At 67.8% G+C, this 23430-nt stretch carries 22 protein-coding genes; 11 read left to right on the top strand and 11 right to left on the bottom strand.

From position 1 onward, the window contains the following. Positions 1-88 precede the first annotated feature (88 nt). From IEY84_RS06755 to IEY84_RS06740, 4 genes are all read left to right on the top strand, one after another. Positions 89-2116, top strand: a complete 2028-nt coding sequence (locus IEY84_RS06755) for an ethylmalonyl-CoA mutase (RefSeq protein ID WP_183543614.1) — start codon at positions 89-91, stop codon at positions 2114-2116. A 97-nt stretch (positions 2117-2213) separates the two neighbouring features. Next, a complete protein-coding gene (locus IEY84_RS06750; protein ID WP_308424449.1) occupies positions 2214-2474 on the top strand; it encodes a DUF6069 family protein in 261 nt (86 codons plus the stop codon). Between the two features lie 67 nt (positions 2475-2541). Next, the gene (locus IEY84_RS06745; protein ID WP_008362162.1) at positions 2542-2718 is read left to right on the top strand and encodes a hypothetical protein; all 177 of its coding nucleotides are present in this window, start codon (positions 2542-2544) and stop codon (positions 2716-2718) included. Between the two features lie 78 nt (positions 2719-2796). Continuing rightward, on the top strand, positions 2797-4620 hold the full coding sequence (locus IEY84_RS06740) for a bifunctional metallophosphatase/5'-nucleotidase (protein ID WP_183543610.1): 1824 nt from the start codon (positions 2797-2799) through the stop codon (positions 4618-4620). A gap of 73 nt (positions 4621-4693) precedes the next feature. Here the strand turns inward: IEY84_RS06740 and IEY84_RS06735 are convergent, their stop codons facing one another. Together IEY84_RS06735 and nucS are read right to left on the bottom strand one after the other, a co-directional pair. Continuing rightward, positions 4694-4969 (bottom strand): hypothetical protein, encoded by a 276-nt coding sequence (locus IEY84_RS06735; protein ID WP_183543608.1) that lies wholly within the window; start codon positions 4967-4969, stop codon positions 4694-4696. Between the two features lie 89 nt (positions 4970-5058). Further along, positions 5059-5733: an endonuclease NucS gene (gene nucS, locus IEY84_RS06730; protein ID WP_183543606.1), complete on the bottom strand. Its 675-nt coding sequence runs from the start codon at positions 5731-5733 to the stop codon at positions 5059-5061. A gap of 88 nt (positions 5734-5821) precedes the next feature. On the opposite strand from nucS, the gene IEY84_RS06725 reads away from it, so the two are divergent. Beyond that, positions 5822-6988: a 3-hydroxyacyl-CoA dehydrogenase NAD-binding domain-containing protein gene (locus IEY84_RS06725; RefSeq protein ID WP_221208629.1), complete on the top strand. Its 1167-nt coding sequence runs from the start codon at positions 5822-5824 to the stop codon at positions 6986-6988. 18 nt (positions 6989-7006) lie between these two features. Here IEY84_RS06725 and IEY84_RS06720 read toward each other — a convergent pair whose 3' ends face one another. Beyond that, positions 7007-7498 carry an SRPBCC family protein gene (locus IEY84_RS06720; RefSeq protein WP_229788409.1) on the bottom strand — a complete coding sequence of 164 codons (492 nt, stop codon included), beginning with the start codon at positions 7496-7498 and terminating at the stop codon, positions 7007-7009. Positions 7499-7558: 60 nt separating this feature from the next. Between IEY84_RS06720 and IEY84_RS06715 the strand changes: the two genes are divergently transcribed. The 3 genes from IEY84_RS06715 to IEY84_RS06705 are packed head-to-tail and all read left to right on the top strand — an operon-like array spanning position 7559 to position 10975. Further along, on the top strand, positions 7559-9337 hold the full coding sequence (locus IEY84_RS06715; RefSeq protein ID WP_183543602.1) for a 3-hydroxyacyl-CoA dehydrogenase family protein: 1779 nt from the start codon (positions 7559-7561) through the stop codon (positions 9335-9337). Between the two features lie 45 nt (positions 9338-9382). Next, positions 9383-10171 carry a hypothetical protein gene (locus IEY84_RS06710; protein ID WP_183543600.1) on the top strand — a complete coding sequence of 263 codons (789 nt, stop codon included), beginning with the start codon at positions 9383-9385 and terminating at the stop codon, positions 10169-10171. Between the two features lie 27 nt (positions 10172-10198). Next, positions 10199-10975 (top strand): alpha/beta fold hydrolase, encoded by a 777-nt coding sequence (locus tag IEY84_RS06705; RefSeq protein ID WP_183543598.1) that lies wholly within the window; start codon positions 10199-10201, stop codon positions 10973-10975. 35 nt (positions 10976-11010) lie between these two features. On the opposite strand, the gene IEY84_RS06700 is transcribed toward IEY84_RS06705, so the two are convergent. The 3 genes from IEY84_RS06700 to IEY84_RS06690 form a co-directional block, all read right to left on the bottom strand. Then, entirely contained in the window at positions 11011-12309 is a 1299-nt protein-coding gene (locus IEY84_RS06700; RefSeq protein ID WP_183543596.1) for an HNH endonuclease, read from the bottom strand. A 445-nt stretch (positions 12310-12754) separates the two neighbouring features. Then, positions 12755-13417, bottom strand: a complete 663-nt coding sequence (locus IEY84_RS06695; protein WP_183543594.1) for a response regulator — start codon at positions 13415-13417, stop codon at positions 12755-12757. Next, positions 13414-14361, bottom strand: coding sequence for a HAMP domain-containing sensor histidine kinase (locus IEY84_RS06690; RefSeq protein WP_221208628.1), 948 nt, complete (start codon positions 14359-14361; stop codon positions 13414-13416). Before IEY84_RS06690 ends, IEY84_RS06695 begins: the two co-directional genes overlap by 4 nt. 101 nt (positions 14362-14462) lie before the next feature. Between IEY84_RS06690 and IEY84_RS06685 the strand changes: the two genes are divergently transcribed. Next, positions 14463-15752 (top strand): ArsB/NhaD family transporter, encoded by a 1290-nt coding sequence (locus IEY84_RS06685; RefSeq protein ID WP_183543590.1) that lies wholly within the window; start codon positions 14463-14465, stop codon positions 15750-15752. On the opposite strand, the gene IEY84_RS06680 is transcribed toward IEY84_RS06685, so the two are convergent. Next, positions 15731-16285: a CGNR zinc finger domain-containing protein gene (locus tag IEY84_RS06680; RefSeq protein ID WP_183543588.1), complete on the bottom strand. Its 555-nt coding sequence runs from the start codon at positions 16283-16285 to the stop codon at positions 15731-15733. The two genes, IEY84_RS06685 and IEY84_RS06680, sit on opposite strands and share 22 nt — an antisense overlap. Before the next feature lie 38 nt (positions 16286-16323). Here IEY84_RS06680 and IEY84_RS06675 point away from each other — a divergent pair, with 38 nt between their 5' ends. Then, positions 16324-17340 carry an EamA family transporter gene (locus tag IEY84_RS06675; protein WP_183543586.1) on the top strand — a complete coding sequence of 339 codons (1017 nt, stop codon included), beginning with the start codon at positions 16324-16326 and terminating at the stop codon, positions 17338-17340. A 4-nt stretch (positions 17341-17344) separates the two neighbouring features. Here the strand turns inward: IEY84_RS06675 and IEY84_RS06670 are convergent, their stop codons facing one another. From IEY84_RS06670 to mce, 4 genes are all read right to left on the bottom strand, one after another. Beyond that, on the bottom strand, positions 17345-18547 hold the full coding sequence (locus IEY84_RS06670; RefSeq protein ID WP_183543584.1) for an AI-2E family transporter: 1203 nt from the start codon (positions 18545-18547) through the stop codon (positions 17345-17347). After that, positions 18544-19713, bottom strand: coding sequence for a hypothetical protein (locus IEY84_RS06665; protein ID WP_183543582.1), 1170 nt, complete (start codon positions 19711-19713; stop codon positions 18544-18546). Before IEY84_RS06665 ends, IEY84_RS06670 begins: the two co-directional genes overlap by 4 nt. A 319-nt stretch (positions 19714-20032) precedes the next feature. Further along, positions 20033-21373, bottom strand: coding sequence for a crotonyl-CoA carboxylase/reductase (gene ccrA, locus IEY84_RS06660; protein ID WP_183543580.1), 1341 nt, complete (start codon positions 21371-21373; stop codon positions 20033-20035). Positions 21374-21510: 137 nt separating this feature from the next. Beyond that, a complete protein-coding gene (gene mce, locus IEY84_RS06655) occupies positions 21511-21960 on the bottom strand; it encodes a methylmalonyl-CoA epimerase (RefSeq protein WP_183543578.1) in 450 nt (149 codons plus the stop codon). A 145-nt stretch (positions 21961-22105) separates the two neighbouring features. Between mce and IEY84_RS06650 the strand changes: the two genes are divergently transcribed. Next, on the top strand, positions 22106-23293 hold the full coding sequence (locus IEY84_RS06650) for an acetyl-CoA C-acetyltransferase (protein ID WP_183543577.1): 1188 nt from the start codon (positions 22106-22108) through the stop codon (positions 23291-23293). Positions 23294-23430 lie beyond the last annotated feature (137 nt).

The following is a 23430-nucleotide window of genomic DNA, read 5'->3' as shown; positions in this document are numbered from 1 at the left end:
AGGAGCGGGCCCGGGAGCGACGAACGAGTGACATCTTCCACACCGGAGCCGGTTACTGATCGGTAACCGAGGGGCTAGCATGCCTCTTATGACGGACACCACGCCCTCCGAGCAGAGCCGCCCGGCGAAGGATCGCTCCTGGCTGATGCGCACGTACGCCGGCCACTCGACCGCCGAGGCGTCCAACCAGCTCTATCGCAACAACCTCGCCAAGGGCCAGACCGGCCTCTCGGTCGCCTTCGACCTGCCCACGCAGACCGGCTACGACCCCGACAGCGCCCTCGCCCGCGGCGAGGTCGGCAAGGTGGGTGTGCCGATCATGCACATGGGGGAGATGCGCAAGCTCTTCGACCAGATCCCCCTCACCGAGATGAACACCTCGATGACGATCAACGCGACCGCCATGTGGCTGCTTGCGATGTATCAGGTCGCCGCCGAGGAGCAGAACCCGGAGATGGATCCGGCCGAGGTCGCGGCCAAGCTGGCCGGCACCACGCAGAACGACATCATCAAGGAGTATCTCTCCCGGGGGACGTACGTCTTCCCGCCGGAGCACTCCCTGCGGCTGATCAGCGACATGATCGCCTACACGGTCCACCAGATCCCGAAGTGGAACCCGATCAACATCTGCAGCTACCACCTGCAGGAGGCCGGCGCGACACCGGTGCAGGAGATCGCCTACTCGCTGTCCACCGCCATCTCGGTGCTCGATGCCGTCAAGGCCTCCGGCCAGGTCTCCGAGGAGGACTTCGGCAAGGTCGTCGGCCGGATCTCCTTCTTCGTCAACGCGGGCGTGCGGTTCGTCGAGGAGATGTGCAAGATGCGCGCGTTCGTCGAGCTGTGGGACGAGATCACCCGTGAGCGCTACGGCGTCGAGGACCCGAAGATGCGCCGGTTCCGCTACGGCGTACAGGTCAACTCCCTCGGCCTGACCGAGGCGCAGCCGGAGAACAACGTCCAGCGCATCGTGCTGGAGATGCTCGCCGTGACGCTGTCCAAGAACGCGCGGGCGCGCGCGGTGCAGCTGCCCGCCTGGAACGAGGCGCTCGGCCTGCCGCGCCCGTGGGACCAGCAGTGGTCGCTGCGTCTGCAGCAGGTCCTCGCCTACGAGTCCGACCTGCTGGAGTACGGCGACCTCTTCGACGGCTCGCCGGTCGTCGAGGCCAAGGTGGCCGAGCTCGTCGCAGGCGCCAAGGAGGAGATCGACCGGGTCCAGGCCATGGGTGGCGCGATCGCCGCGGTCGACACCGGCTACATGAAGTCCGAGCTGGTCTCCTCGCACGCGCGCCGTCGCGCCGCGATCGAGTCCGGTGACGAGATCATCGTCGGCGTCAACAAGTTCACCACCACCGAGCCGAGCCCGCTGACCGCGGATCTGGACGCCGCGATCATGGTCGCCGATCCCCGCGCAGAGGAGGCCGCCAAGGCCTCCCTCGAGTCGTGGAAGGCCGAGCGTGACGAGAAGGCCGTCGCCGAGGCGCTGGCCGCGCTGGCCGCCGCCGCGAAGACCGACGCCAACCTGATGGAGGCCACCCTGGTCGCTGCCCGAGCGGGCGCGACCACGGGGGAGTGGGCCGGCACCCTGCGCGAGGTCTTCGGCGAGTTCCGGGCGCCCACCGGCGTCTCCGGCGCGGTCGGAGCCGCGGAGGCCGGAGCCGAGCTGTCGGCCGTACGCGACCGGGTCAAGGCCACCGGCGAGGAGCTCGGCGTCAAGCTGCGCATGCTCGTCGGCAAGCCGGGCCTGGACGGGCACTCCAACGGCGCCGAGCAGGTCGCCGTCCGGGCCCGTGACGCCGGCTTCGAGGTCATCTACCAGGGCATCCGGCTCACCCCGGAGCAGATCGTCGCCGCGGCGGTCGCCGAGGACGTACACGTCGTCGGGCTCTCCATCCTCTCCGGCTCGCACATGTCGCTGGTGCCGTCGGTGGTCGACGGGCTGCGCGAGGCGGGGCTCGGTGACGTACCGGTCATCGTCGGTGGCATCGTGCCCGAGTCCGACGCCAAGACGCTGATCGAGTCGGGCGTCGCGGCGGTCTACACGCCCAAGGACTTCAGTCTCACCGAGATCATGGCCGACATCGTCGAGGTCATCCGCAAGGCCAACGACCTCTCCTGAACCGAGGCGTTGACACGGCTCCCGAAAAACTTCGGGAGCCGTGTCGATTCCGGTGGGTGGCCATTCGTGACAGGGGCAGAGGGAGGCGCATGGCGCGATCCCGATCGCCGGCTTCGCCCAGGTGACCGCGGTCTTCTCGTTGATCGGCGTCGCGATGGCCGCGGTGATGGCCCGCGTCGCCCTCCGCCCGCGGCGTACTTTCGTCGTCACCACCGTCTTGCTGACCGTCCTCTCGCTCGTCCCCGACCTCACCTTCGGCTTCGATGCGGCCAGCGCGGTCGTGCTGATGGCTCTGCACGTCCTCGCCGCGGCCATCGTCATCCCTGTCCTGGCTCGTCGCCTGGCCGAGGAGCGGTGATCTGGGCAGCGTGGCCGCCGTGTCCCAGGAACTAAGGCTCGCCTAACCATGCTGTTAGCCTTCGGGCGTGGGCAAGAAGAGGAAGCCTCCCAAGACGGAGTGCTGCGTGTCGAAGTCGCGCTGCAAGCGGTGCCCGATCCGCATGCTCAAGGAAGGCACCTTGCCCGAGGGGATGACGGTCAAGAAGCGACGCCTGGTGACCCTCGACGGCAAGCCCGTCAAGAAGAAGCATCTGGCTGCTTGAAAAGGCACCGCCGAGCTGCGCCCGAGGTGGTAGGAATTGCCTTGCAGGTTTTTACCTACTCACGCAAGGACGTTACCGATGCCTCACGCCACCCGTCGCTCTGTCCTGTCCGGTGCCGTCACCGGCGCTGCGGCGCTGAGCGCTGCCGGGTACGCCGCCACGCCGGCTCATGCGGGCAAGCCCGACACCGTCCGGTTGACCGTGCTCGGCACGACAGACCTGCACGGCAACGTCTTCAACTGGGACTATTACAAGAATGCCGAGTTCTCGAACAGCGCCGGCAACGAGATCGGTGTCGCCAAGGTCAAGACGCTGATCGACGCGGTCCGTGAAGAGCGGCGGGGCGAGCCGATCCTGACGATCGACGCCGGAGACACCATCCAGGGCACCCCGCTGGCCTACTACTACGCCCGGATCGACCCGATCACCCAGGGTGCGGTCCACCCGATGGCCCGCGCGATGAACCTGGTCGGCTACGACGCCGCAGCGCTGGGCAACCACGAGTTCAACTACGGCATCGACACGATCCGGAAGTTCGAGGAGCAAGTGAACTTCCCGATGCTCGGCGCCAACGCGGTCGACCCGTCGACGAAGCTGCCGGTCTTCCCGCCCTACATCATCAAGGACTACGACCTCGGCCGCGGCCGGCGGCTCCGGGTCGGTGTGCTCGGCCTGACCAACCCCGGCATCGCGATCTGGGACAAGGCGATCGTGGAGGGGAAGATGGAGTTCCCCGGGCTTGTCGAGCAGGCGAAGATCTTCGTACCCGAGCTCAAGAAGGCCGGCTGCGACCTGGTCATCATCAGCGCCCACTCCGGCGCCGACACCTCCAGCTCCTACGGTGACGAGCTGCCGCCGGAGAACGCCGCCACCCTGGTGGCCGAGCAGGTGCCCGACGTTGACGCTATCCTGGTCGGCCACGCCCACCGGGAGATCACCCAGCGCTACGTCACCAACACCGGGACCGGCGCGCAGGTGCTGCTGACCGAGCCGCTCTACTGGGGCATGCGCGTCTCCGTGATGGACCTGGTCGTACGCCGCGAGAAGGGCCGCGGCCGGCCGCGCTGGGTCCTGGAGTCGGCGACCTCGCAGACGCTCAACTCCAACACCGTCGACGCTGACCCGGACGTCTCGGCCGCGGTGCAGGAGCAGCACGACATCGTGATCGACTACGTCAACTCCGTCGTCGGCACCTCGGCCGTGGAGATGCTGGCGGCGCGAGCGGTCGTCGAGGACGTACCCATCATCGACTTCGTCAACTACGTCCAGGCTGACGCGGTCAAGGCCGCGCTGACCGGCGATGACGCGGCGCTGCCGGTGATCTCGATCGCGGCTCCGTTCAGCCGTGCCGCCTCCTTCCCTGCGGGCGAGGTGACCGTACGCGACGTGGCGGGCCTCTACATCTACGACAACACGCTGATGGCTGTGCGGGTGACCGGAGCCCAGCTCAAGGACTACCTCGAGTTCAGCGCGCGCTACTTCAAGCAGGTCAGCGGTACAGGTCCGTTCCCGATCGCGGACGTGACCAACGCGCCGACCGACACCGCGCCCAACGGCACGCCCGACTACAACTTCGACACCATCGCCGGCCTCGACGCCGCGCTGACCTACGACATCGACGTCTCGGCCCCGGTCGGCTCGCGGATCACCGCCCTCGCCTACGACGGGGTCGCGGTCACCGATGCGCAGGAGTTCGTGCTCGCGGTCAACAACTACCGCCAGTCCGGCGGCGGAGGCTTCCCGCACGTCACCGACGCCGCGGTGGTCTACAACCAGCAGGTCGAGATCCGGCAGCTGCTCATCGACTGGGTCACCGCCAACCAGGTCATCGACCCCGCGGCCTTCGCCTCGGTCGACTGGCGCCTGGTCTCCGGCGGCGAGCCGATCACCGTCAGCTCCTGAGCGCCGAGTCGGCTCGTTGTGACCGAAGATCTCGCCGAGTCGGCTCGTCATGACGAGCCGACTCGGCGAGTGTTCAGGTCAGTTTGCGCCGACTCGATGAGTCGGCGGGCTTGATCCAGTTGAGCAGCTGACTCATCGAGATCAGTAGGTCGTCCAGTCTCCGCTCCACGCCGTCCAGGCGCGCGTTGACCGCCTCGATCGCAGCGTCGGTGCGCTCCATCCGGCTCTTGATCGCGTGGAACTCTGCCGTGTGCATCTGCTGCATCGTCAGGAGGTCGATCATGATCGCCTCCACGTCGCTCACGGACAGGCGGCCCCCAACGCCATGCCCCGAGTAATTGATGGACATGGTGTGAATCTTGTCACGCTATTTCATGCGAAACGTAGGGAAAGGTGTTTCGCCGAGGTGAACTTGCCTGGACGTGCACCAACTGTTGATCAGAAGAGTCTCTCGGTCGGGTCGTCGAGGCCGCGGAGCGCGTCGTAGTCGACGATCGCGCAGGTGATCCCGCGATCTTCGGCGAGCACGCGCGCCTGCGGCTTGATCGCCTGGGCGGCGAAGATGCCTCGTACCGGAGCAAGCAACGGGTCGCGGTTGAGCAGCTCGAGGTAGCGGGTCAGCTGCTCGACCCCGTCGATCTCACCGCGCCGCTTGATCTCGACCGCGACCGACTTCCCGTCGGAGTCGCGGCACATCAGGTCGACCGGGCCGATCGGGGTGGGGTACTCGCGGCGTACGAGGGTCAAGCCCTCGCCCAAGGTCGCCGGGTGGTCGGCGAGGAGCTCTTGGAGGTGCTTCTCGACGCCGTCCTTCTGCAGGCCGGGGTCGATGCCGAGCTCGTGGGAGGACTCGTGGTGGATCTCGTCGATCAGGATGCGCAGGGTGTCAGCCGTCTTGGAAGTGACCGTCCACTCGAGGCGGCCGTCGTCGGCCTTGCTCTCCGAGAGGGTGCAGGGCGGCGACATCCAGTTGAGGGGCTTGTAGGAGCCCCCGTCGGAGTGGACCAGCACCGATCCGTCGGCCTTGAGCATCAACACCCTGGTGGCCATCGGTAGGTGGGCGGTGAGCCGCCCCGCATAGTCGACCTGGCAGGTGGCAACGACGAGTCTCACCGGGAGAACGTATCGCATCGCCCCATGTGAGCAGCGTCACGCCATCGGGGGTTACTCATGGGTAATAAATTTGGCAGTCTTCCGTCGCATGACGGTTTCGACCCAGGGTTCCATCCACGACGTGCTCGTACTGCCCTACCTCAACCACGCCATCCGCATGCTCGAGTCCGGCTACGCCAGCGCCGCCGACATCGACAACGCCATGCGCTTCGGCTGCGGCTACCCCCAGGGACCGCTGGCCACGGTCGACGAGATCGGCGCGTCCGCCGTACGTGACGCACTGCTCGCCCGGTTCGAGGAGACCGGCGACAACCTCCACAAGCCGGCTGGTCTGCTCACCGAGATCGCCGACGGCGCCGGCTCCTTCACCGCAGCGGCCGGGGATGACGTACGGCCTCCGCAGCTGCGCCACACGATCGAGAAGATCGGCGTGGTCGGCACCGGCACGATGGCCTCGGGCATCGTCCAGGTCTTCGCCCAGGCCGGGTACGACGTCGTCTTCGTCGGACGCTCGCCGGAGAAGGTCGACGGGGTCGTCGCCGGGATCACCAGGTCGCTCGACAAGGCCATCGCGAAGGGCCGCTCGGACGAGGAGACCAAGGCCGCCGTCCTCGGTCGTCTGACCGGCACCACCTCGCGCGAAAATCTCGCCGACGCCGACCTGGTCGTCGAGGGCATCGCCGAGGATCTCGACATCAAGACCGAGCTCTTCAAGGACCTCGACCGGATCACCAAGGCGGGCGCCATCCTGGCCACGACCACCAGCTCGATGCCGATCACCGAGCTCGCCAAGGTCACCTCGCGTCCCGGCGACGTCATCGGGATGCACTTCTTCAACCCGGCGCCGGTCATGAAGCTCGTCGAGGTGGTCACCACCGACCTGACCTCGCCCGAGGTCGACGAGACCGTGCGCGCGCTGTCCGCGGCCGTCAAGAAGGTGCCGGTCTCCTGCGGCGACCGCTCCGGCTTCATCGTCAACGCGCTGCTGTTCCCCTACCTCAACGACGCCGTCAAGCTGCACGAGGCCGGCGTCGCGATGGACGAGATCGACGCCACGATCAAGGAGACCGCCGGGTTCCCGATGGGTCCCTTCGAGCTCCTCGACGTCGTCGGCAACGACGTCTCCCTCGCCATCCAGTCCGAGCTCCGCAACGAGTTCGGCGAGCCCGGCTTCGACCCCGCCGCACTGCTGATCCAGAAGGTCCAGGAAGGCAAGCTCGGCCGCAAGACCGGCGAGGGCTTCCACACCTACTGACCCACCCTCCCCGGGCTGTCAGGGGTGGGGGTAGCCGCGGCGTACGGCTCGGTCCAGGATTCCTAGGGTGGCCCGGATCGACTTCTGGTCGATGACCGGGAAGATCGCCTTCCACTCGGGGAGGGCGGTGGACCAGTCACAGTAGGAGGTGACGCGGGTGTCGCCGGAGTCGAGCTGCTCGAGCACGTAGCCGAAGCGGTGGCCGATCGGCGGCTTGATGGTGCCGTCGATCGTCCACTCGATGGCCCTGCCGGGCTCGAACCCGGTGATGATCACAGTGACGTCGTACCTGCCCATCGGGTAGTCGCCGAGGGCCTCGCGGTCCATGTGGACGACGAACCGGTCGCCGACCGCGGCGACCACGGGTCCCTCTGCGGACTGGAGCATGCCCGAGGAGTCGATGGCGACGTGGCCGTCGGGGTCGGTCAGGACGGCGAAGATGTCGGTGGGGGAGGCGGGGATGATCCGCTCGGCGTCGATGCGCTCGCTGGTCTGGGTCTCGTCGGTCACGGGAGCCGAATCTAGCGGCATCCCGGCGTGCCTCGATCGCGCCATGGCAGGATGCGGGACATGAGTGAGCGCACGATCGAGACAGTCGGAATCGTCGGCCTGGGCACCATGGGTGCCGGGATCGCGGAGGTGTTCGCCCGCAACGGGTTCACCGTCGTCGGGGTGGAGCGGGACGAGGAGGGCCTCGAGCGCGGCAAGGAGCACCTGGCTCACTCGACGGGGCGCGCGGTCAAGCGCGGCAAGCTGAGTCCGGAGGAGCAGGACGCCCTGCTCGGCCGGATCTCCTTCGCCACCGACGCGACGGCTCTCAAGGACGTCGACATGGTCGTCGAGGCGGTCGTGGAGTCGATCGAGCTGAAGAAGTCGATCCTCGCCACCCTCGACGAGATCGTGGCTCCCGAGACGATCCTGGCGACGAACACCTCGTCGCTGTCGGTGACCGAGATCTCGACCGCGTCCAAGCACCCCGGCCGGGTCGTCGGCGTGCACTTCTTCAACCCGGCGCCGGTGCAGAAGTTCGTCGAGATCGTACGCACCGTGGTGACCGAGCCCGACGTGCTCGAGGACGCCCGCGAGGTCGTCGGCAAGCTCGGCAAGTCGCCGGTGGTCTGCGGCGACCGGGCCGGGTTCATCGCCAACGCGCTGCTCTTCGGCTACCTGAACCACGCGGTCTCGATGTTCGAGGGCCACTACGCGACCCGCGAGGACATCGACACCGCGATGCGGCTGGGCTGCGGCTACCCGATGGGGCCGTTGGCGCTGCTGGACCTGATCGGGCTGGACACCTCCTACGAGATCCTCGACACGATGTATCGCCAGGGTCGCGACCGGCTGCACGCCCCGGCGCCGATCCTGAAGCAGATGGTCACGGCCGGGATGCTCGGGCGGAAATCGGGCCGCGGCTTCTACACCTACGAGGGCGCCGACTCGCCGATCGTGGTCCCGGACGCCCTCACCCCGAGCGCCGACGCGACCCACGAGCTGCGCCGTGAGATCACCAAGATCGGCGTCGTCGGAACCGGCACGATGGCCTCCGGGATCGTCGAGGTCTTCGCCAAGGGCGGCTACGACGTGACGTACGTCGGGCGCAGCCAGGACAAGGTCGACGGTGTCGCCGCGCGGATCACCAAGAGCCTCGACAAGGCGATCGGCCGCGGCAAACTGGAGGAGTCGGCGAAGCCGGAGATCCTCGGCCGGCTGACCGGCACGACCTCGCTGGACGACTTGGCCGACGTCGACATCGTCGTGGAGGCGATCGCCGAGGACCTGGCCATCAAGACGACGCTCTTCGAGAACCTCGACGACATCTGCAAGCCCGGTGCGATCCTGGCGACGACGACCTCGAGCCTGCCGGTGATCGAGCTGGCGAAGGTGACCAAGCGGCCCTCCGACGTCGTCGGGATGCACTTCTTCAACCCGGCGCCGGTGATGAAGCTGGTCGAGGTCGTCTCGACCGTCACCACGTCCGAGGAGGTATCCGAGACCGTCCGGGCGCTGTGTGCGAAGGTCGGCAAGTCGCCGGTCTCGTGCGGGGACCGGGCCGGTTTCATCGTCAACGCTCTGCTCTTCCCCTACCTCAACGACGCGGTCAAGATGCTCGAGGGCCACTACGCGACTGCCGATGACATCGACACCGCGATGAAGCTCGGCTGTGCGCTGCCGATGGGGCCCTTCGAGCTGCTCGACGTGGTCGGCAACGACGTCTCGCTGGCCATCGAGCGGGAGCTCTACCTGGAGTTCCGCGAGCCGGGCTTCGCGCCTGCGCCGCTGCTGGAGCACCTGGTCACCGCGGGCTACCTCGGCCGCAAGACCGGTAAGGGGTTCCGCGACTACTCGTGACGCGGTCACCGCGGGCCCGACCACCGTGGCAGTACGCTGAATGACGTGGGACTTCTGATCGCACTCCTCATCGTCGTCGCGGTGATCGGGACCGTGGTAGTGACCAACAAGCGCTCGCAGGCGCGAGCGCTGGAAAAGCAGCGCGCTGACCTCGAGCCGGTCAAGCAGCTCGCCTTCGAGGACGTGACCGCGTTCGGTGAAGAGCTGCAGAAGCTCGACCTGGACATGGCCGGCAAGGAGCTCGACGAGGGCGCCAACGCTGACTACCAGCGCGCGCTGGACGAGTACGAGACGGCGAAGCGCACGGTCGACAAGATGACCGTGCCCGACGACGTCAAGAAGATCACCACGATCGTCGAGGACGGCCGCTATGCGATCGCCTGCGTCGAGGCTCGGGTCGCCGGCGAGCCGCTGCCGAAGCGCCGCCCGCCGTGCTTCTTCGACCCGCGCCACGGCCTCTCGGTCGAGGATGTGGAGTGGGCGCCGCCGGGCGGCACTCCTCGTGACGTACCGGCCTGCGCGCTCGACGCAGAGCGGGTCAAAGCCGGTGCCGAGCCCGACACCCGGAAGGTGATGGTCGGCAACGAGCGCGTTCCCTACTGGCAGGGTGGCCCGGCCTACCGGCCCTACGCCGCCGGCTACTTCGGCGCCTTCTCGCCGATGGACTGGATGTTCGCCGGACTGATGTTCAGCGCCTTCGGCGGCTTCGACGCCTTCGGGGAGATCGGCGAGGGCATGGGCGATGCGATCGGTGGCATCGGCGAGGGCATGGGGGACATGTTCGGCGGCATCGGTGACGGCATCGGCGACATGTTCGACGGCTTCGACTTCTAGCCTCGGCCGCTCCCGTACGATCCTTCGGTGACTCTTCATACGCTCGAGCTCGGCGAGACCGGTAGTCGTGTCGTCTTCCTGCACGGACTCTTCGGCCAGGGACGCAACTGGAACACGCTCGGCAAGCAGCTGGCCGACAAGCACCGGGTCACGCTCGTGGACCTGCCTCACCATGGCCGCTCCCCGCAACCTGACACCTTCGACTACCTCGAAGTGACCGCGGCCGTCGCCGAGCTGCTCTCGGCCGAGGAGCCCGCAACCGTGGTCGGCCACTCCATGGGCGGCAAGGTGGCGATGCTGCTCGCGATCACCCGTCCCGAGCTGGTGGCGAAGCTCGTCGTGGCCGACATGTCTCCGGTCGTCTATGAACGCGTCGGCGGCTTCAAGACATACGTCGACGCCATGCAGAGCCTCGACCTGGACTCCATCACCCGCCGCGAGGAAGCTGATGCCGGGCTGCAGGAGGCGGTCCCCGACCCGACGGTCCGTGGCTTCCTGCTCCAGAATCTGCGCCGCGACGGCGACAGCTGGCGCTGGTCGATGAACCTCCGCGTCCTCGGCCGCGACCTCGACCAGATCGGCGCCTGGCCGGCCGACCAGCTGAAGGCGTACCAGCCTTACGACGGTCCGGTGCTGTGGGTGGCCGGCGAACGGTCGAACTACGTCACCGACGAGTACGCGCCTGAGATGAAGGCCTGGTTCCCGCGCTACCGCAAGGTGACGATCAAGGGCGCCGGACACTGGGTCCACTCCGAGAAGCCGGAGACCTTCCTCGCGGCTCTCCGTCAGTTCCTCGGCGACTGAGACTCTCCGCCAGCCGGGGCCGCAGTCGACTCCGGTCAGGCGGCGAGGTCGTGGTCGAGGAGTACGTCGCGCAGGGTGAACTCGGCTTTGGACAGTGGCGGTTTGTCCGGTTGCCAGGTGTCGGGTGGCGGGCTGGTGTAGGTGTGTCCGGTGGGTGTGATGGTGATGATGCTGCCGTCTGGTCCGGGTCTGGCTTGCCAGCCGAGGGCCTCCTTGGCTTGATTGCATCGCTCGCACAAGCCTTGGAGGTTCGTCGCGCTGGTCTTCCCTCCGTCCGCGTGGCGTTCGATGTGGTCGACGTTGCGGGTCGGGGCGTCGCAGCCGTTGGTGCGGCAGATCCCGCTGTCGCGGGTGGTGATGAACTCCGCGAGCCCGTCGGGGGCTTTCCTGGAGCGTGATTCCATCGCGATCAGCCGCCCTGCAGGGTCGGTGAACAGCCGCCGGACGAAGACCTCGGCATCGGCGAGCGCGTCACGGGCCCAGGTCGCGGGGACGGGCCCGTAGCCCTCGACCATCGCGGGCCGATCTGTGTCATTGGCGAGGGAGTCTGCGGTCATGACGATCTTGACCTCGATCCGAGGCTTCACACCTTCGGCGCCTGCGCGTCCGGTGACCCTGTCGACCAGCGTGTCGGCCATGACCTGGCCCCGGGTCCGCCCATCACCAGCCGCCTGGGCAGTCTTCGCGGCCTGATCCAATGCTGCGTAGACAGCGACACCGTCCTTGACCGGAAGCAGCGCTCCGAGCCAGGTCATCGTGTCCGGTGCCGGCCGGACACTGACCCGACGGTCCTTCTCCGCACTGGCAGCACGAGCCACGACGGATTCCTGGTCGAGGGTGATCGCGACCTTCTTCGCGGCGTTCTCGAGCTGCTTGAACCCCATTGACACGACCGCCGGCGGTTCGCCGCCGGGGTCGAGAGCGCAAAGCTGGTAGTCGATGACCCGCCGGTCCTCCACCGACAGGCAGGCGGTCTCGCGGGCGAGGATGCTGGCCTGCCACTGCGAAAACAACCCGGTCTTCATCAACGCATACGTGTGCGGCATCTCTGCCACCAAGACCTTCGCCAGCCCCAACGCGCTTGCACCTTTGGCGGGTGAGATCCGTCGCGCCAACGCGATCTGGGAGGCGACCCCTTCACCGAGCTTCCGGTCAGGAACCCCAGCCTCAGCCTGCCGGACGCGGACAGCGTCCTCGAGACGTACCGCCGCTTCTGCCTGCACGGCCTCCGCGACGCACTTGACCTCTTCGAGCCGAGTGATCCAGTCGACCAATTCCCCCTCGGCCGCACCCACAGGTGGCCCGGTGAGGAGCTGGTCGACGGTCTCGTTCATACCCGCAATTATATGCGAAACAGCACCCCGAATCTACCTGTTTGCGCAGGTCATCCTCGAATTACGCGGTCCGTGAACATGTAACGTGATCTCCGCGCCACACCCTCGCCGCCGCCCCGATACTGGCGAAATTCTTTCTCGATCGGGTGCCGGGTCAAGGATGGCCGTAGGCCACCGCGAAGCGGCGCCCGAAGGGCGTCCTTGAGGCGGTGGCTGATCGAGAAACACTCGAGATCGGGTCGGCGGCGAACCTTGAAACGAAGAAACAGTCGCGTAGCGAGGTGTCCCGAACCGACCGCGTTGGTCTCGACACGCCTCCGCCTAGCGGCTCCGGCGGCTCGACCAGCGGGGTGGCCCGGCGGCTCGACCAGCGGGAGCTGGGTCTCGACCAGCGGGGAGAGGCGGCTCATCCACCGGGGAAAGCGGCTCATCCAGCGGAACGAGCTCACGGCTCGATGAGCCCAGCCCGAATCGCGTACCGAGTCACCTGAGTCCGATCACGAAGCCCTAGCTTGGCGAGGATGTTCTCCCGATGCCGCTCGACGGTCTTGTAGGAGATCGTGAGCTCACGCGCGATCTCGCGAGTCGAATGCCCCTCGGCGATGAGCTTGAGGACCTCGTCCTCGCGTTCGGTCAGCACGGTCCGCGGCAGACTCTCTCCGCGCCGGAGCCGATCGAGATAGTCGCGAACCAGCGCGCTCATCGCCCCGGGATAGACGAAGGCCTGACCTCGCATGGCGGTTCGACAGGCATCGACCAGGTCCTCGTCGGCGACGGACTTGAGGACGTAGCCGCTCGCGCCGACCTTGAGCGCCTCGAAGAAGTACTGCTCGTTGTCGTGCATCGAGAGCATCAGCATCTTGGGAGGCGTACGCATCCGAGCGATGGTGCGCGCGGCCTGCAGCCCGGTCATCCGGGGCATGGCGACGTCCAGGATCACCAGGTCGACCTGGACATCGCGGAGGGCGGCGACGGCCTCGGCACCGTCGGCCGCCTCGGCGACCACCTCGAGGTCCGGCTCGGCGTCGAGGATGAGGCGGACCCCGCGGCGTACGAGGGTGTGGTCGTCGGCCAACAGGATCCGGATCTTAGGCGGCGTGGGAGTCACAACGGCACCTCCAGGCGGACGGTGGTGCCGTGGCCAGGGGTGCTGGTCACGCTCAGATCGGCGCCGACGAGCAGGGCCCGCTCCCGCATGCCGCTGATCCCGGCGCCGGCCACGAGGTCGGCGTTGCCGCGGCCGTCGTCGGAGACGGTGAGGACGACCTTGTCGCCGACCTTGCACAACGAGAGCTCGGCGGTAGCGGCGTGGGCGTGGCGGACGACGTTGGTGAGCGCCTCCTGGGCGACCCGGTAGATCACCAGCTCGCGGTCCTGCGGCAGCTCGGGAAGCCCGCGCCCGATGGTGCGGCGTACGGTCGTGCGGCCGAGGGCGCCGACGTCGGTGGCCAGCGAGGCGAGCGCGGCGTGCAGGCCGAGGTCCTCGAGGACTCCGGGCCGCAGCTGCCGGGCCACGCGGCGTACGTCGTCGATGCCGGTCCGGGCCGACTCGCGGACCGCGGCGAGCTCGGGGCGGACCGTCTCGGGCACCTGTCGCTCCAGCCTCTTGAGCCCCAGGAGTACGACGGTGAGCGACTGCCCGACCTCGTCGTGGAGCTCCTGGGCGATCCGGTGGCGCTCGGCCTCTTGAGCGGCGAGCGCCTTGGCGTTGCTGGTGCTCCGCTCGGTCTCCAGGCGCTCGAGCATGGCGTTGTAGCTGGCCACCAGGCGTGCGCCGGCGCCATTGCCGAGGGTCGGCAGACGCTGGTCGGGGGAGAGGTGGTCGACCGAGTCCATGGTGCGGATCACCCGGTCGATCGGCGCCAGACTGCGCAGCAGCAGGAGTGCGTTGAGCGTCGCCATCACGACCAGCCCGACCGCCAGCACCACCGCCTCCGAGGCCAGGACCCGCTCCGAGACCCGGGCCGGCGACAGCGCCAGGACCAGGGTGCCGACACAGAAGAGCGTGCCGTTGGTCAGGCAGACCCGCCAGTAGAGCGGTAGATGACTCATGTACCAACCCTGACATGTCCTCTGGTCAGGACTTATGGGTGGCAGCACCCATTCGGATCAGGTCTCCGGTAACGGAGGGTCGATGGCATGGAGCTCAACGCATGATCGTGTACGCAGCGGTGGCGATCTTCATCGTCACCTACGGCCTGATCGCCACCGAACGCGTCCACCGCGTCGCCGCCGCCCTGGGTGGCGTCGCCGCGATGGTCGCGCTCGGGATCATCAGTGCCGAGTCGGCCTTCTACAGCCACGAGACGGGGGTGGACTGGGACGTCATCTTCCTGCTCTTCGGGATGATGGTGATCGTCGGTGTCCTCAAGCAGACGGGCCTGTTCGAGTTCCTCGCGCTGTGGGCGGTCAAGCAGTCCGGTGGCCGCCCTGCCCGTCTCGCCACCCTGCTGATCCTGGTCACCGCGGCGCTCTCTCCGATCCTCGACAACGTGACCACGGTGCTGCTCGTCACGCCGGTCACGCTGTCGGTCTGCGAGCGCCTGGGCCTGAACCCGATGCCGTACCTGATCTCGCTCATCCTGGCCGCGAACGTCGGCGGCACCTCGACGCTGATCGCCGACCCGCCCAACATCATCGTGGCCAGCCGGGCCGACCTGACCTTCACCGACTTCCTGGTCCATTCACTGCCGCTGTGCCTGATCCTGCTGGTGGTGCTGATCGGGCTGGTCCGAGTGCTCTTCCGCACGGAGCTGCGTGGCAAGGTCGACCTGAACGGCTTCATCGAGCCACCCGCCTCGGCGATCCCGGACCGCGGGCTGCTCTACCGCTGCCTGGCCGTCCTGGCCCTGGTGATGCTCGCCTTCGGCCTGCACACCGAGCTCCATCTGGACCCGTCCCTGGTTGCGATGCTCGGGGCCGGTGCGATGGTCGTCGTCTCCCAGACCAGGACGGAGGCGTTCCTGGCGGAGGTCGAGTGGTCGACGCTGGCCTTCTTCATGGCGCTGTTCGTGCTGGTCGGCGGGCTGGTCGAGGTCGGCGTGATCGGATCCCTGGGGTCGTATGCCGCCGACCTGATGGGCGACAACGAGCTCGCCGGGGTGACCGGTCTGATGATCGGATCGGCAGTCGTCGGCGGGTTCGTCGACAACATCCCCTATACCGCGGCGATGGTGCCGATCGTGGAGGAGATGGTCGCCGCGACACCGTCCTCGGGCGCCGACAGCCCGCTGTGGTGGGCCCTCGTCTTCGGCGCAGATCTCGGCGGCAACACCACGGCCGTCGCCGCGGGCGCCAACGTGGTCGTGCTCGGTCTCGCAGCCAAAGCCGGTCATCCGATCAGCTTCTGGACGTTCACCCGGTACGGGATCGTGGTGACCGCCGTGACGCTGGCAGTCGCCTGGGTCTACGTCGCCCTCCGCTACTTCGTGCTCGCGGCCTGACGCTCCCGATAGGCGGCAACGGCGTTGCGGTTCGTGCAGGTCGGCGAGCAGTAGCGCTTCGAGCGGTTGCGGGACAGATCGACGACGACTCCCTCACAGCCTTCGTCGGCACAGATCGAGAGCCGAGACAGCTCGTCGGCGCGGATGACGTCGACCATGGCCATCGCGGTCTCGACGGCGATCCTCGTCGCCAGCGGCGCGTCGGGCTCCGTGGCATGGATGTGCCAGTCGTAGCTCGTGTGGCGTACGAGCTGAGGCGTCGCGCGGTGCTCGGCGAGCATCTCGTTTGTCAGGCGCACGGCCTCGTCGCGCTCGGCGGTGAGCAGATCGCGCAGCCGGACGCGGAGGGCGCGGACCTCGTCGAGCTCGGCTCGGTCGCGGTCGTGCCGACCCGTGTAGTCGTACGTCACGAAGAGCTCGTCGAGCGCCGCCACGGTCGCCAGCTCGTCGACCGAGCCGGGGGAGAGGGCGAGGGTGTTCGCCAGCGCCGCGGCCGCCTGGAGGCCTACCTCGGTGTCATGGGTGAAAACCATGTTGACACATTACCGTGTCGCTGGGATCGTCATGTGCCATGACGACTTTGACCAATGACGAGGCGGTGCCGCAGAGCACGCAGAAGACGCCGCTGGTGGCTGCCGGACTGTTCTTGGCGGTCGTCTCGGCGGTCACGTTCAGCCTTTCCGGACCGCTGGGACGCGGCCTCTTCGACACCGGCTGGTCGACGGGCGGCGTGCTGATCTTCCGCGTCGGCATCGGTGCCCTCGTGCTCGCGCCCTTCGCGGTGCGCGCGCTCGCTGGGCGGTGGCGCAGCGTCATCGCGAGCTGGCGGGTCGTGGTGGCGTACGCACTGCTGGCCATCGTGGTGCCGCAGTTCGCGTTCTTCTCCGCGGTGCAGTGGATGGCGGTCGGGCCGGCCCTGCTGATGGAGTACATGGGAGTGGTGCTCGTCGTCGCCTGGATGTGGCTGCGTCATGGGGAGCGGCCCTCGAGGCTGACGATGGTGGGCGCGCTGGTCGCGATCGCCGGGCTGGTGCTCGTCCTCGACCTCGTCAGCGGAGCGAACGTCCATCCGGTCGGGATCCTGTGGGCTGCCGGGGCCGCCGTCGGCCTGGCCGGCTACTTCGTCCTCAACGCCCACTCCAGCACCACGCTGCCGCCGCTGGCACTGGCCTGGCTCGGCCTGACCGGCGCAACGATCCTGCTGGCACTGCTCTGTCTGATCGGGGCCATCCCGTTCGCGATCGAGACGTCGCCGGTCGTGATGGCGGGCATGGAGGTAGCGTGGTGGGTGCCGCTGATCGGCCTCGGTGTGCTGACCTGCTCGGTCGCGTACGCCACGGGCATCGCCGCCACTCGTAACCTCGGTTCGCGGCTCTCGTCCTTCGTCGGGCTTCTCGAGGTCGTCTCGGCCGTCGTCTTCGCCTGGCTGCTCCTCGGCGAGGCGCCCGGGCTGATCCAGCTCATCGGTGGGCTGGTCGTGCTGGCCGGCATCATCGCGGTCCAGCAGGGGGAGCGCTCGACGACGGCCTCCGTGAACCAGGAAGTGCCGCCCGCGGCAGAGGCGGACGGCACTTCACAGGTCGACTGATGCGCTAACGCTCGTCCTGCGCTCTGACGAAGACCTCGCGCACCAGCATCAAGATCGCGGCCGCGGCCGGGATCGCCAGCAGAGCGCCGACGACACCGAGGAGCGAGACGCCGATGAGGGCCGCGATCACGGTGACGACCCCGGGAATGTCGACGGAGCGCGACATCACCCGTGGATACACCACGTAGTTCTCGAACTGCTGGTAGGCGATGTAGAAGATGACCGCGATGAGCCCCGTCTTCAGGTCGGTCGTCGCGAAGGTGATCGCACAGACGATGACCGCGCCGATGGTGGCACCGATCATCGGGATCACATCGGTGACCATGACGACGAAGGCGAGTGCGACGGCGTACTCGCCCATCCCGATGACGAAGAGCAGCACCAGGGTGGACAGGCCGGCGCAGAGCGCGACGATGAAGGCTCCGGATACATAGCCCCCGACACCGTCGAAGACCCGGTCGCCGAGCTTGCTGACCCGCTCGCGGCGCGAGGCCGGGGCGAGGCGGTAGATGGCGTTCTTCGTCTGGTCGTAAGCGGCGATGAAGTAGAGCGTCAAGACGATGACGATGAACCCCGTGACGAGCACATTGATCACCGCCAGGCCCACACCGAGCGCCCCGCCGAAGGCGCTGCTGGCGAAGTCACCGCTGGCGACGAAGTCCTGCACCTTGTCGAGGATCCGGTACTTGTCGTTGAGCTGCTGGATGCGCTCGTTGCGCTGGAGCTCCTCGATCCAGCCGGGGACGTTGGCCGAGATCTTGGCGATCTGGTCGCTGATCACCGGCACGAGTGCCAGGAAGAAGAGCGCGAGCATGCCCAGGAGTCCGAGGATGACGGTCACGACCGCCCACGGACGGGGGAAGCCTCGCCTCTGCAGGAAGACCACCATCGGGTTGATGCCCGCGGCGATGAAGAGCGAGACCACCACCTGGAGGATCACGCTCCCCATCGTGGCGAGGAGGTTCGACGCCGCGTAGGCGGTCAGCAGGCCGAGGCCGAGGAGCAGTCCGAACAGGTAGGGAGACTTCTTGTCGAAAGGCGGTCCGGGCTTGCCGTACCGCTCGTCGCGTTCACTCTCCGCATCCGGCTCCGGCTCCTCGACGGCGATCGTGGTCCCGCTGTCGACCATCGCGTCATCGCGGGAGCCGGTCTCGGCAGACGTCGTCTCCGGACCGTCCCCTGGACGGTCGGCAGCGGCGGCGTTCACCTCTCGGACTTAGCTGTCTCGGGCTCGCGGATCGCGGTCTTCTCCGACGGCTCGTCGTAGTCGTCGTAGTCGTCAGCGAGGTCGTCCTCGGAGTCGACCACGGTGACACCCTCGTCGACCTGGTCGACGAGCTCGCCGTCGACGATGTCCTCGTCCACGGTGATCGGCTTCGGCGCCTCGAGCTCGGCCGGGTCCTCGGTCTTGCCGAACCCGGAGACCAGGTCGGTGAGCGAGGAGAGCTGAGCGGCGATCGCATCGCGACGCTTGGTGAGGCGGTCGACCTCGGCCTTGATGATCGCGTGACCCTTCTCGGCCTCGACGGTCGCGGTGGAGGCGAGGTGGTCGGCCTCGGCGCGAGCCTTGGACAGGATCGCCTCCGCGTCGCGGCGGGCGCGGGCGATGATCCCCTCGGACTCCTTGGCCAGCTCGGCCCGCTGGTCGGCGACGTGCTGGGCCGCGATCCGGGCCCGCTCCTCGGCGTCGGCGGCGCGGGTCTCGCCCTCGGTGACGATGCGAGCGGTCTCGGCCATCGCCTGGTCGTGGTGGTCGGCCGCCTCGCGAGCCAGACGCTCGCGCTCGACGGCGAGCATCCGCCGGGCCTCCTGGACCTCACGGTCGGCGCCGGCACGAGCCTTCTCGACCTCGCGCTGGGTCGACGTACGCAGCTGGGTGACCTCCTGCTGCACGGCCAGCCGGATCTGGTCGGCCTCGCGCTTGGCGGCGGCGAGCAGCTCGTCGCTCTCGGCCTGCACCATCTTGCGGGCCTGCTGGACCTCCGACGTCACCTTCTCGCGGTGGTCGTCGATCTCCTTGTAGTGAGTCGTACGCAGCGACTCGATGTCACGCTGGGCGGACGCCTTGGTCGCGGCGGCCTCGCGCTGGGCGGCCTCACGGATGACCGCGGCCTCCTTCTCGGCGGCCTCCTTGACGGCTGCGGCCTCTTCCTCGGCCAGGCGGAGCATCGCGCTCGCACGGCCACCGAGGGACGCGTAGGACGGTGCTTCGGTGCCCTGGGCAGCGGCGGCCTTGAGGTCGGTGACCTTGCGCTCGAGCTCGGCGATGCGTCGCTGCGCGTTGCGCAGAGCCGACTGGCCCTGGCCGTTGGCCTGGAGCAGCTGCTGGACCCGCGCGTTGACCGTGCCGGGGTCGTATCCGCCACGTCGCACGACCGGGAAGGCTGGGAGTGAGCCTGGCGCAGGTGGTGGGGAGTTGTGGCCGGATGTGGGCGACCCGGAGGCGCCGGGGACCCGGGGAAGGACCTGTGTCTCGGTCGAGTCCTGCTCGGGGTTCTTCCGAGGCTCTGAAGCCTCGTTGAAGATGGACAGTCCCTCATTCGTCATTTGTGGCGGATTCCTCACACTGTAGGTCGTCTACGAGCTGCCTCTGCTCCCAAAGGGCAAGACTACGGCCGGTCGCCCCTCACGCAAGGGGGGACCGGCCGTGAATCCAGTCTCAACCGGGATCTATTTACCGAGACGAAGAGTCTCAGATTCCGCGGAAGAGGTTGATCTTGTCGATGTGGGCCGCACGCTTCTCCTCGTCGAGGACGCCGAGACCTTCCTCGGGGGCGAGGCAGAGCACGCCGACCTTGCCCTGGTGCTTGTTGTGGTGCACGTCGAGCGAGGCCTGGCCGACCTCTTCGAGGGTGTAGGTCCGCGACAGCGTCGGGTGGATCTTGCCCTGCGCGATGAGGCGGTTGGCCTCCCACGACTCGCGGTAGTTGGCGAAGTGGCTCGAGATGATGCGCTTCAGGTTCATCCACAGGTAGCGGTTGTCGTACTCGTGCATGTAGCCCGAGGTCGACGCGCAGGTGGTGATGGTGCCGCCCTTGCGGGTGACGAACACGCTCGCGCCGAAGGTCTCGCGGCCGGGGTGCTCGAAGACGATGTCGATGTCCTCGCCGCCGGTGAGGTCGCGGATGGCCTTGCCGAGACGCTTCCACTCCTTCGGGTTCTGCTGGGTGCCCTCCTCGTTCCAGAACTTGAAGTCCATCTCGGAGCGGTTGATGACCATCTCGGCGCCCATGTTGCGCACGATCTTGGCCTTCTCCTCGTTGGAGACCACGCAGACCGGGTTGGCGCCGCCGTTGAGGGCGTACTGCGTCGCGAAGCCGCCGAGGCCGCCGGAGGCGCCCCAGATCAGGACGTTGTCGCCCTGCTTCATGTTGCCGCCGTTGGCGGAGACGAGCTGGCGGTAGGCGGTGCAGTTGACCAGGCCGGGGGAGGCGGCCTCCTCCCAGGTGAGGTGCTCCGGCTTCGGCATCAGCTGGTTGGCCTTGACCATCGCGACGTCGGCGAGGCCGCCGAAGTTGGTCTCGAAGCCCCAGATGCGCTGGGAGGGGTCCATCATCGTGTCGTCGTGGCCGTCGGGGGCCTCGAGCTCGACGCTCAGGCAGTGGGCGACGACCCGGTCGCCGGGCTTCCACTTGGTCACACCGGCGCCCACGGCCAGCACGACGCCGGAGAGGTCGGAGCCGACGACGTGGTAGTCGAGGTTGTGGCGGGCGCCGAGCTCGGACTCCTTGCCGTAGCGCTCCAGGAACCCGAAGGTCGAGACCGGCTCGAAGATCGAGGTCCACACGGTGTTGTAGTTGATCGCCGAGGCCATCACCGCGACGAAGGCCTCGCCCGGGCCGAGCTCGGGCAGGGCGACGTCCTCGACGTGGAGGGACTTGCGCGGGTCCTTCTCCTTGGTCGCGACGCCCTCGAACATGTCGACCTCGTCCTTGTGGACGGTTGCGGCACGGTAGTGATCGGGGATCTCGAGGTTCGCGAACTCCTCGCCGGGCGTATCGCCGGCGAGGATCGCGTCGAGGATGTGTTGCATGTGGTCGGCTCCTGCGTCGTCGTAGGGGTCGCGGTTGACTCTATTGCGCTGGACATTACTGGTGAGTAACCGTCTTGACCAGCCTGATGTGACACATGACTCTTGGATCGTTCACGTGCCGTGGTGGACCGTCGGGATCAGTGGGCGGTGTCCGCGGCCGGCTCGACGAGCTCGACCAGGACGCCACCGGCGTCCTTGGGGTGGACGAAGTTGATCCGGGAGTCGGCGGTGCCGCGTCGCGGTGCGTCGTACAGGAGACGTACGCCGCGCTCCCTGAGGATCGTGGAGACCTGCTCGACGTCGGTGACCCGGTAGGCCAGCTGCTGCATGCCGGGGCCGTTGCGGTCGAGGAACTTGGCGATGGTGCTGTTCTCGTTGAGCGGCGCGAGCAGCTGGAGCTTGTTGTCGGAGTCGCCGATCGCGATCATCGCCTCCTCGACGCCCTGCTCCTCGTTGGTCTCGCGGTGGGCGAGCTTCATGCCGAAGGTCTTCTCGTAGAGCTCGATCGCGGCGTCGAGGTCGGCGACGGCGAGCCCGACGTGGTCGATCTGGGTGAACAGGTGCGGTGGGATCTCGACTGATGTCATGGGCCTACTCTCCTTGAGCTCGGGTCCAACGGGCACAATGTGTGATGACAGCCACACCAAGCTGCAGTCAACACTCTTCCCACGGAGGTTACTAATAAGTAACCTCATGGGCGGATCAGCACCAGCAAACTTTCTTGGAGGACCCATGTCCAACGTCATCGTCGCCGGGGCGCGTACGCCGATCGGCCGCCTCCTCGGCGGGCTCAAGAGCCTGTCCGCGGCCGATCTGGGCGGCGTCGCCATCAAGGGCGCCCTGGAGAAGGCGGGCGTCTCGCCGGAGCAGGTCGACTATCTGATCATGGGTCAGGTCATCCTGGCCGGTGCCGGCCAGAACCCGGCTCGGGCGGCCGGTATCGCCGGCGGTCTGCCGATGAACATCCCCTCGATCACCATCAACAAGGTGTGCCTCTCCGGCCTCAACACCATCGCGATGGCCGACCAGCTGATCCGCGCCGGCGAGGCGGAGATCATCGTCGCGGGCGGCATGGAGTCGATGACCAACGCGCCGCACCTGCTGCCGAAGTCGCGTGAGGGCTTCAAATACGGCGACACCGCGCTGGTGGACTCGATGGCCTATGACGCGCTCTACGACCAGGCCACCCAGCAGGCGATGGGCGGTCTCACCGAGCAGGTCAACGCCGAGGGCGTGAAGCTCACCCGCGAGGAGCAGGACGCCTTCGCCGCCACCTCGCACCAGCGCGCGGCCGCGGCTCAGAAGAACGGCGTCTTCGACGAGGAGATCGTTCCGGTGTCGATCCCGCAGCGCAAGGGCGAGCCGATCGTCGTCAGCGCCGACGAGGGCGTACGCGGCGACACCACCGTCGAGTCCCTCGGCAAGCTTCGTCCGGCCTTCTCCAAGGAGGGCACCATCACCGCCGGCTCCGCCTCGCAGATCTCCGACGGTGCTGCTGCCGTCGTGGTGATGTCGAAGGCCAAGGCCGAGGAGCTGGGTCTGGAGTGGCTCTGCGAGATCGGCGCCCACGGCATGGTCGCCGGCCCCGACTCGAGCCTGCAGCTGCAGCCGGCCAACGCCACCGCCAAGGCGCTCGAGAAGGAGGGCATCACCGCCGCCGACCTCGACCTGGTGGAGTTCAACGAGGCGTTCGCCGCGGTCGGCATCGAGTCGACCAAGAAGCTCGACCTCGACCCCGAGAAGGTCAACGTCAACGGTGGCGCCATCGCGCTCGGCCACCCGGTCGGCATGTCCGGCACCCGGGTCGTGCTGCACCTCGCCCTCGAGCTCAAGCGCCGCGGTGGCGGCACCGGTGCCGCCGCGCTGTGTGGCGGTGGCGGTCAGGGTGACGCCCTGATCGTGCGTGTGCCCAAGGCCTGAGTGATCATCGGCGACCGGACGGGGAGTGCAGCCGTGGTCCAGGTGCGTGCAGCGCAAGGCGACGCCGCGTTGGACTACCGGGCGTCTTGTGAGCGGCGTCGCCGCCGCGATGTGCGTGCCTGGGCCGCGGCTGCGCC

The organism is Nocardioides albus (genome assembly GCF_014648255.1).
GTDB classification, from domain to species: domain Bacteria; phylum Actinomycetota; class Actinomycetes; order Propionibacteriales; family Nocardioidaceae; genus Nocardioides; species Nocardioides albus.
This window is presented reverse-complemented; position numbering and strand designations above follow the sequence as displayed.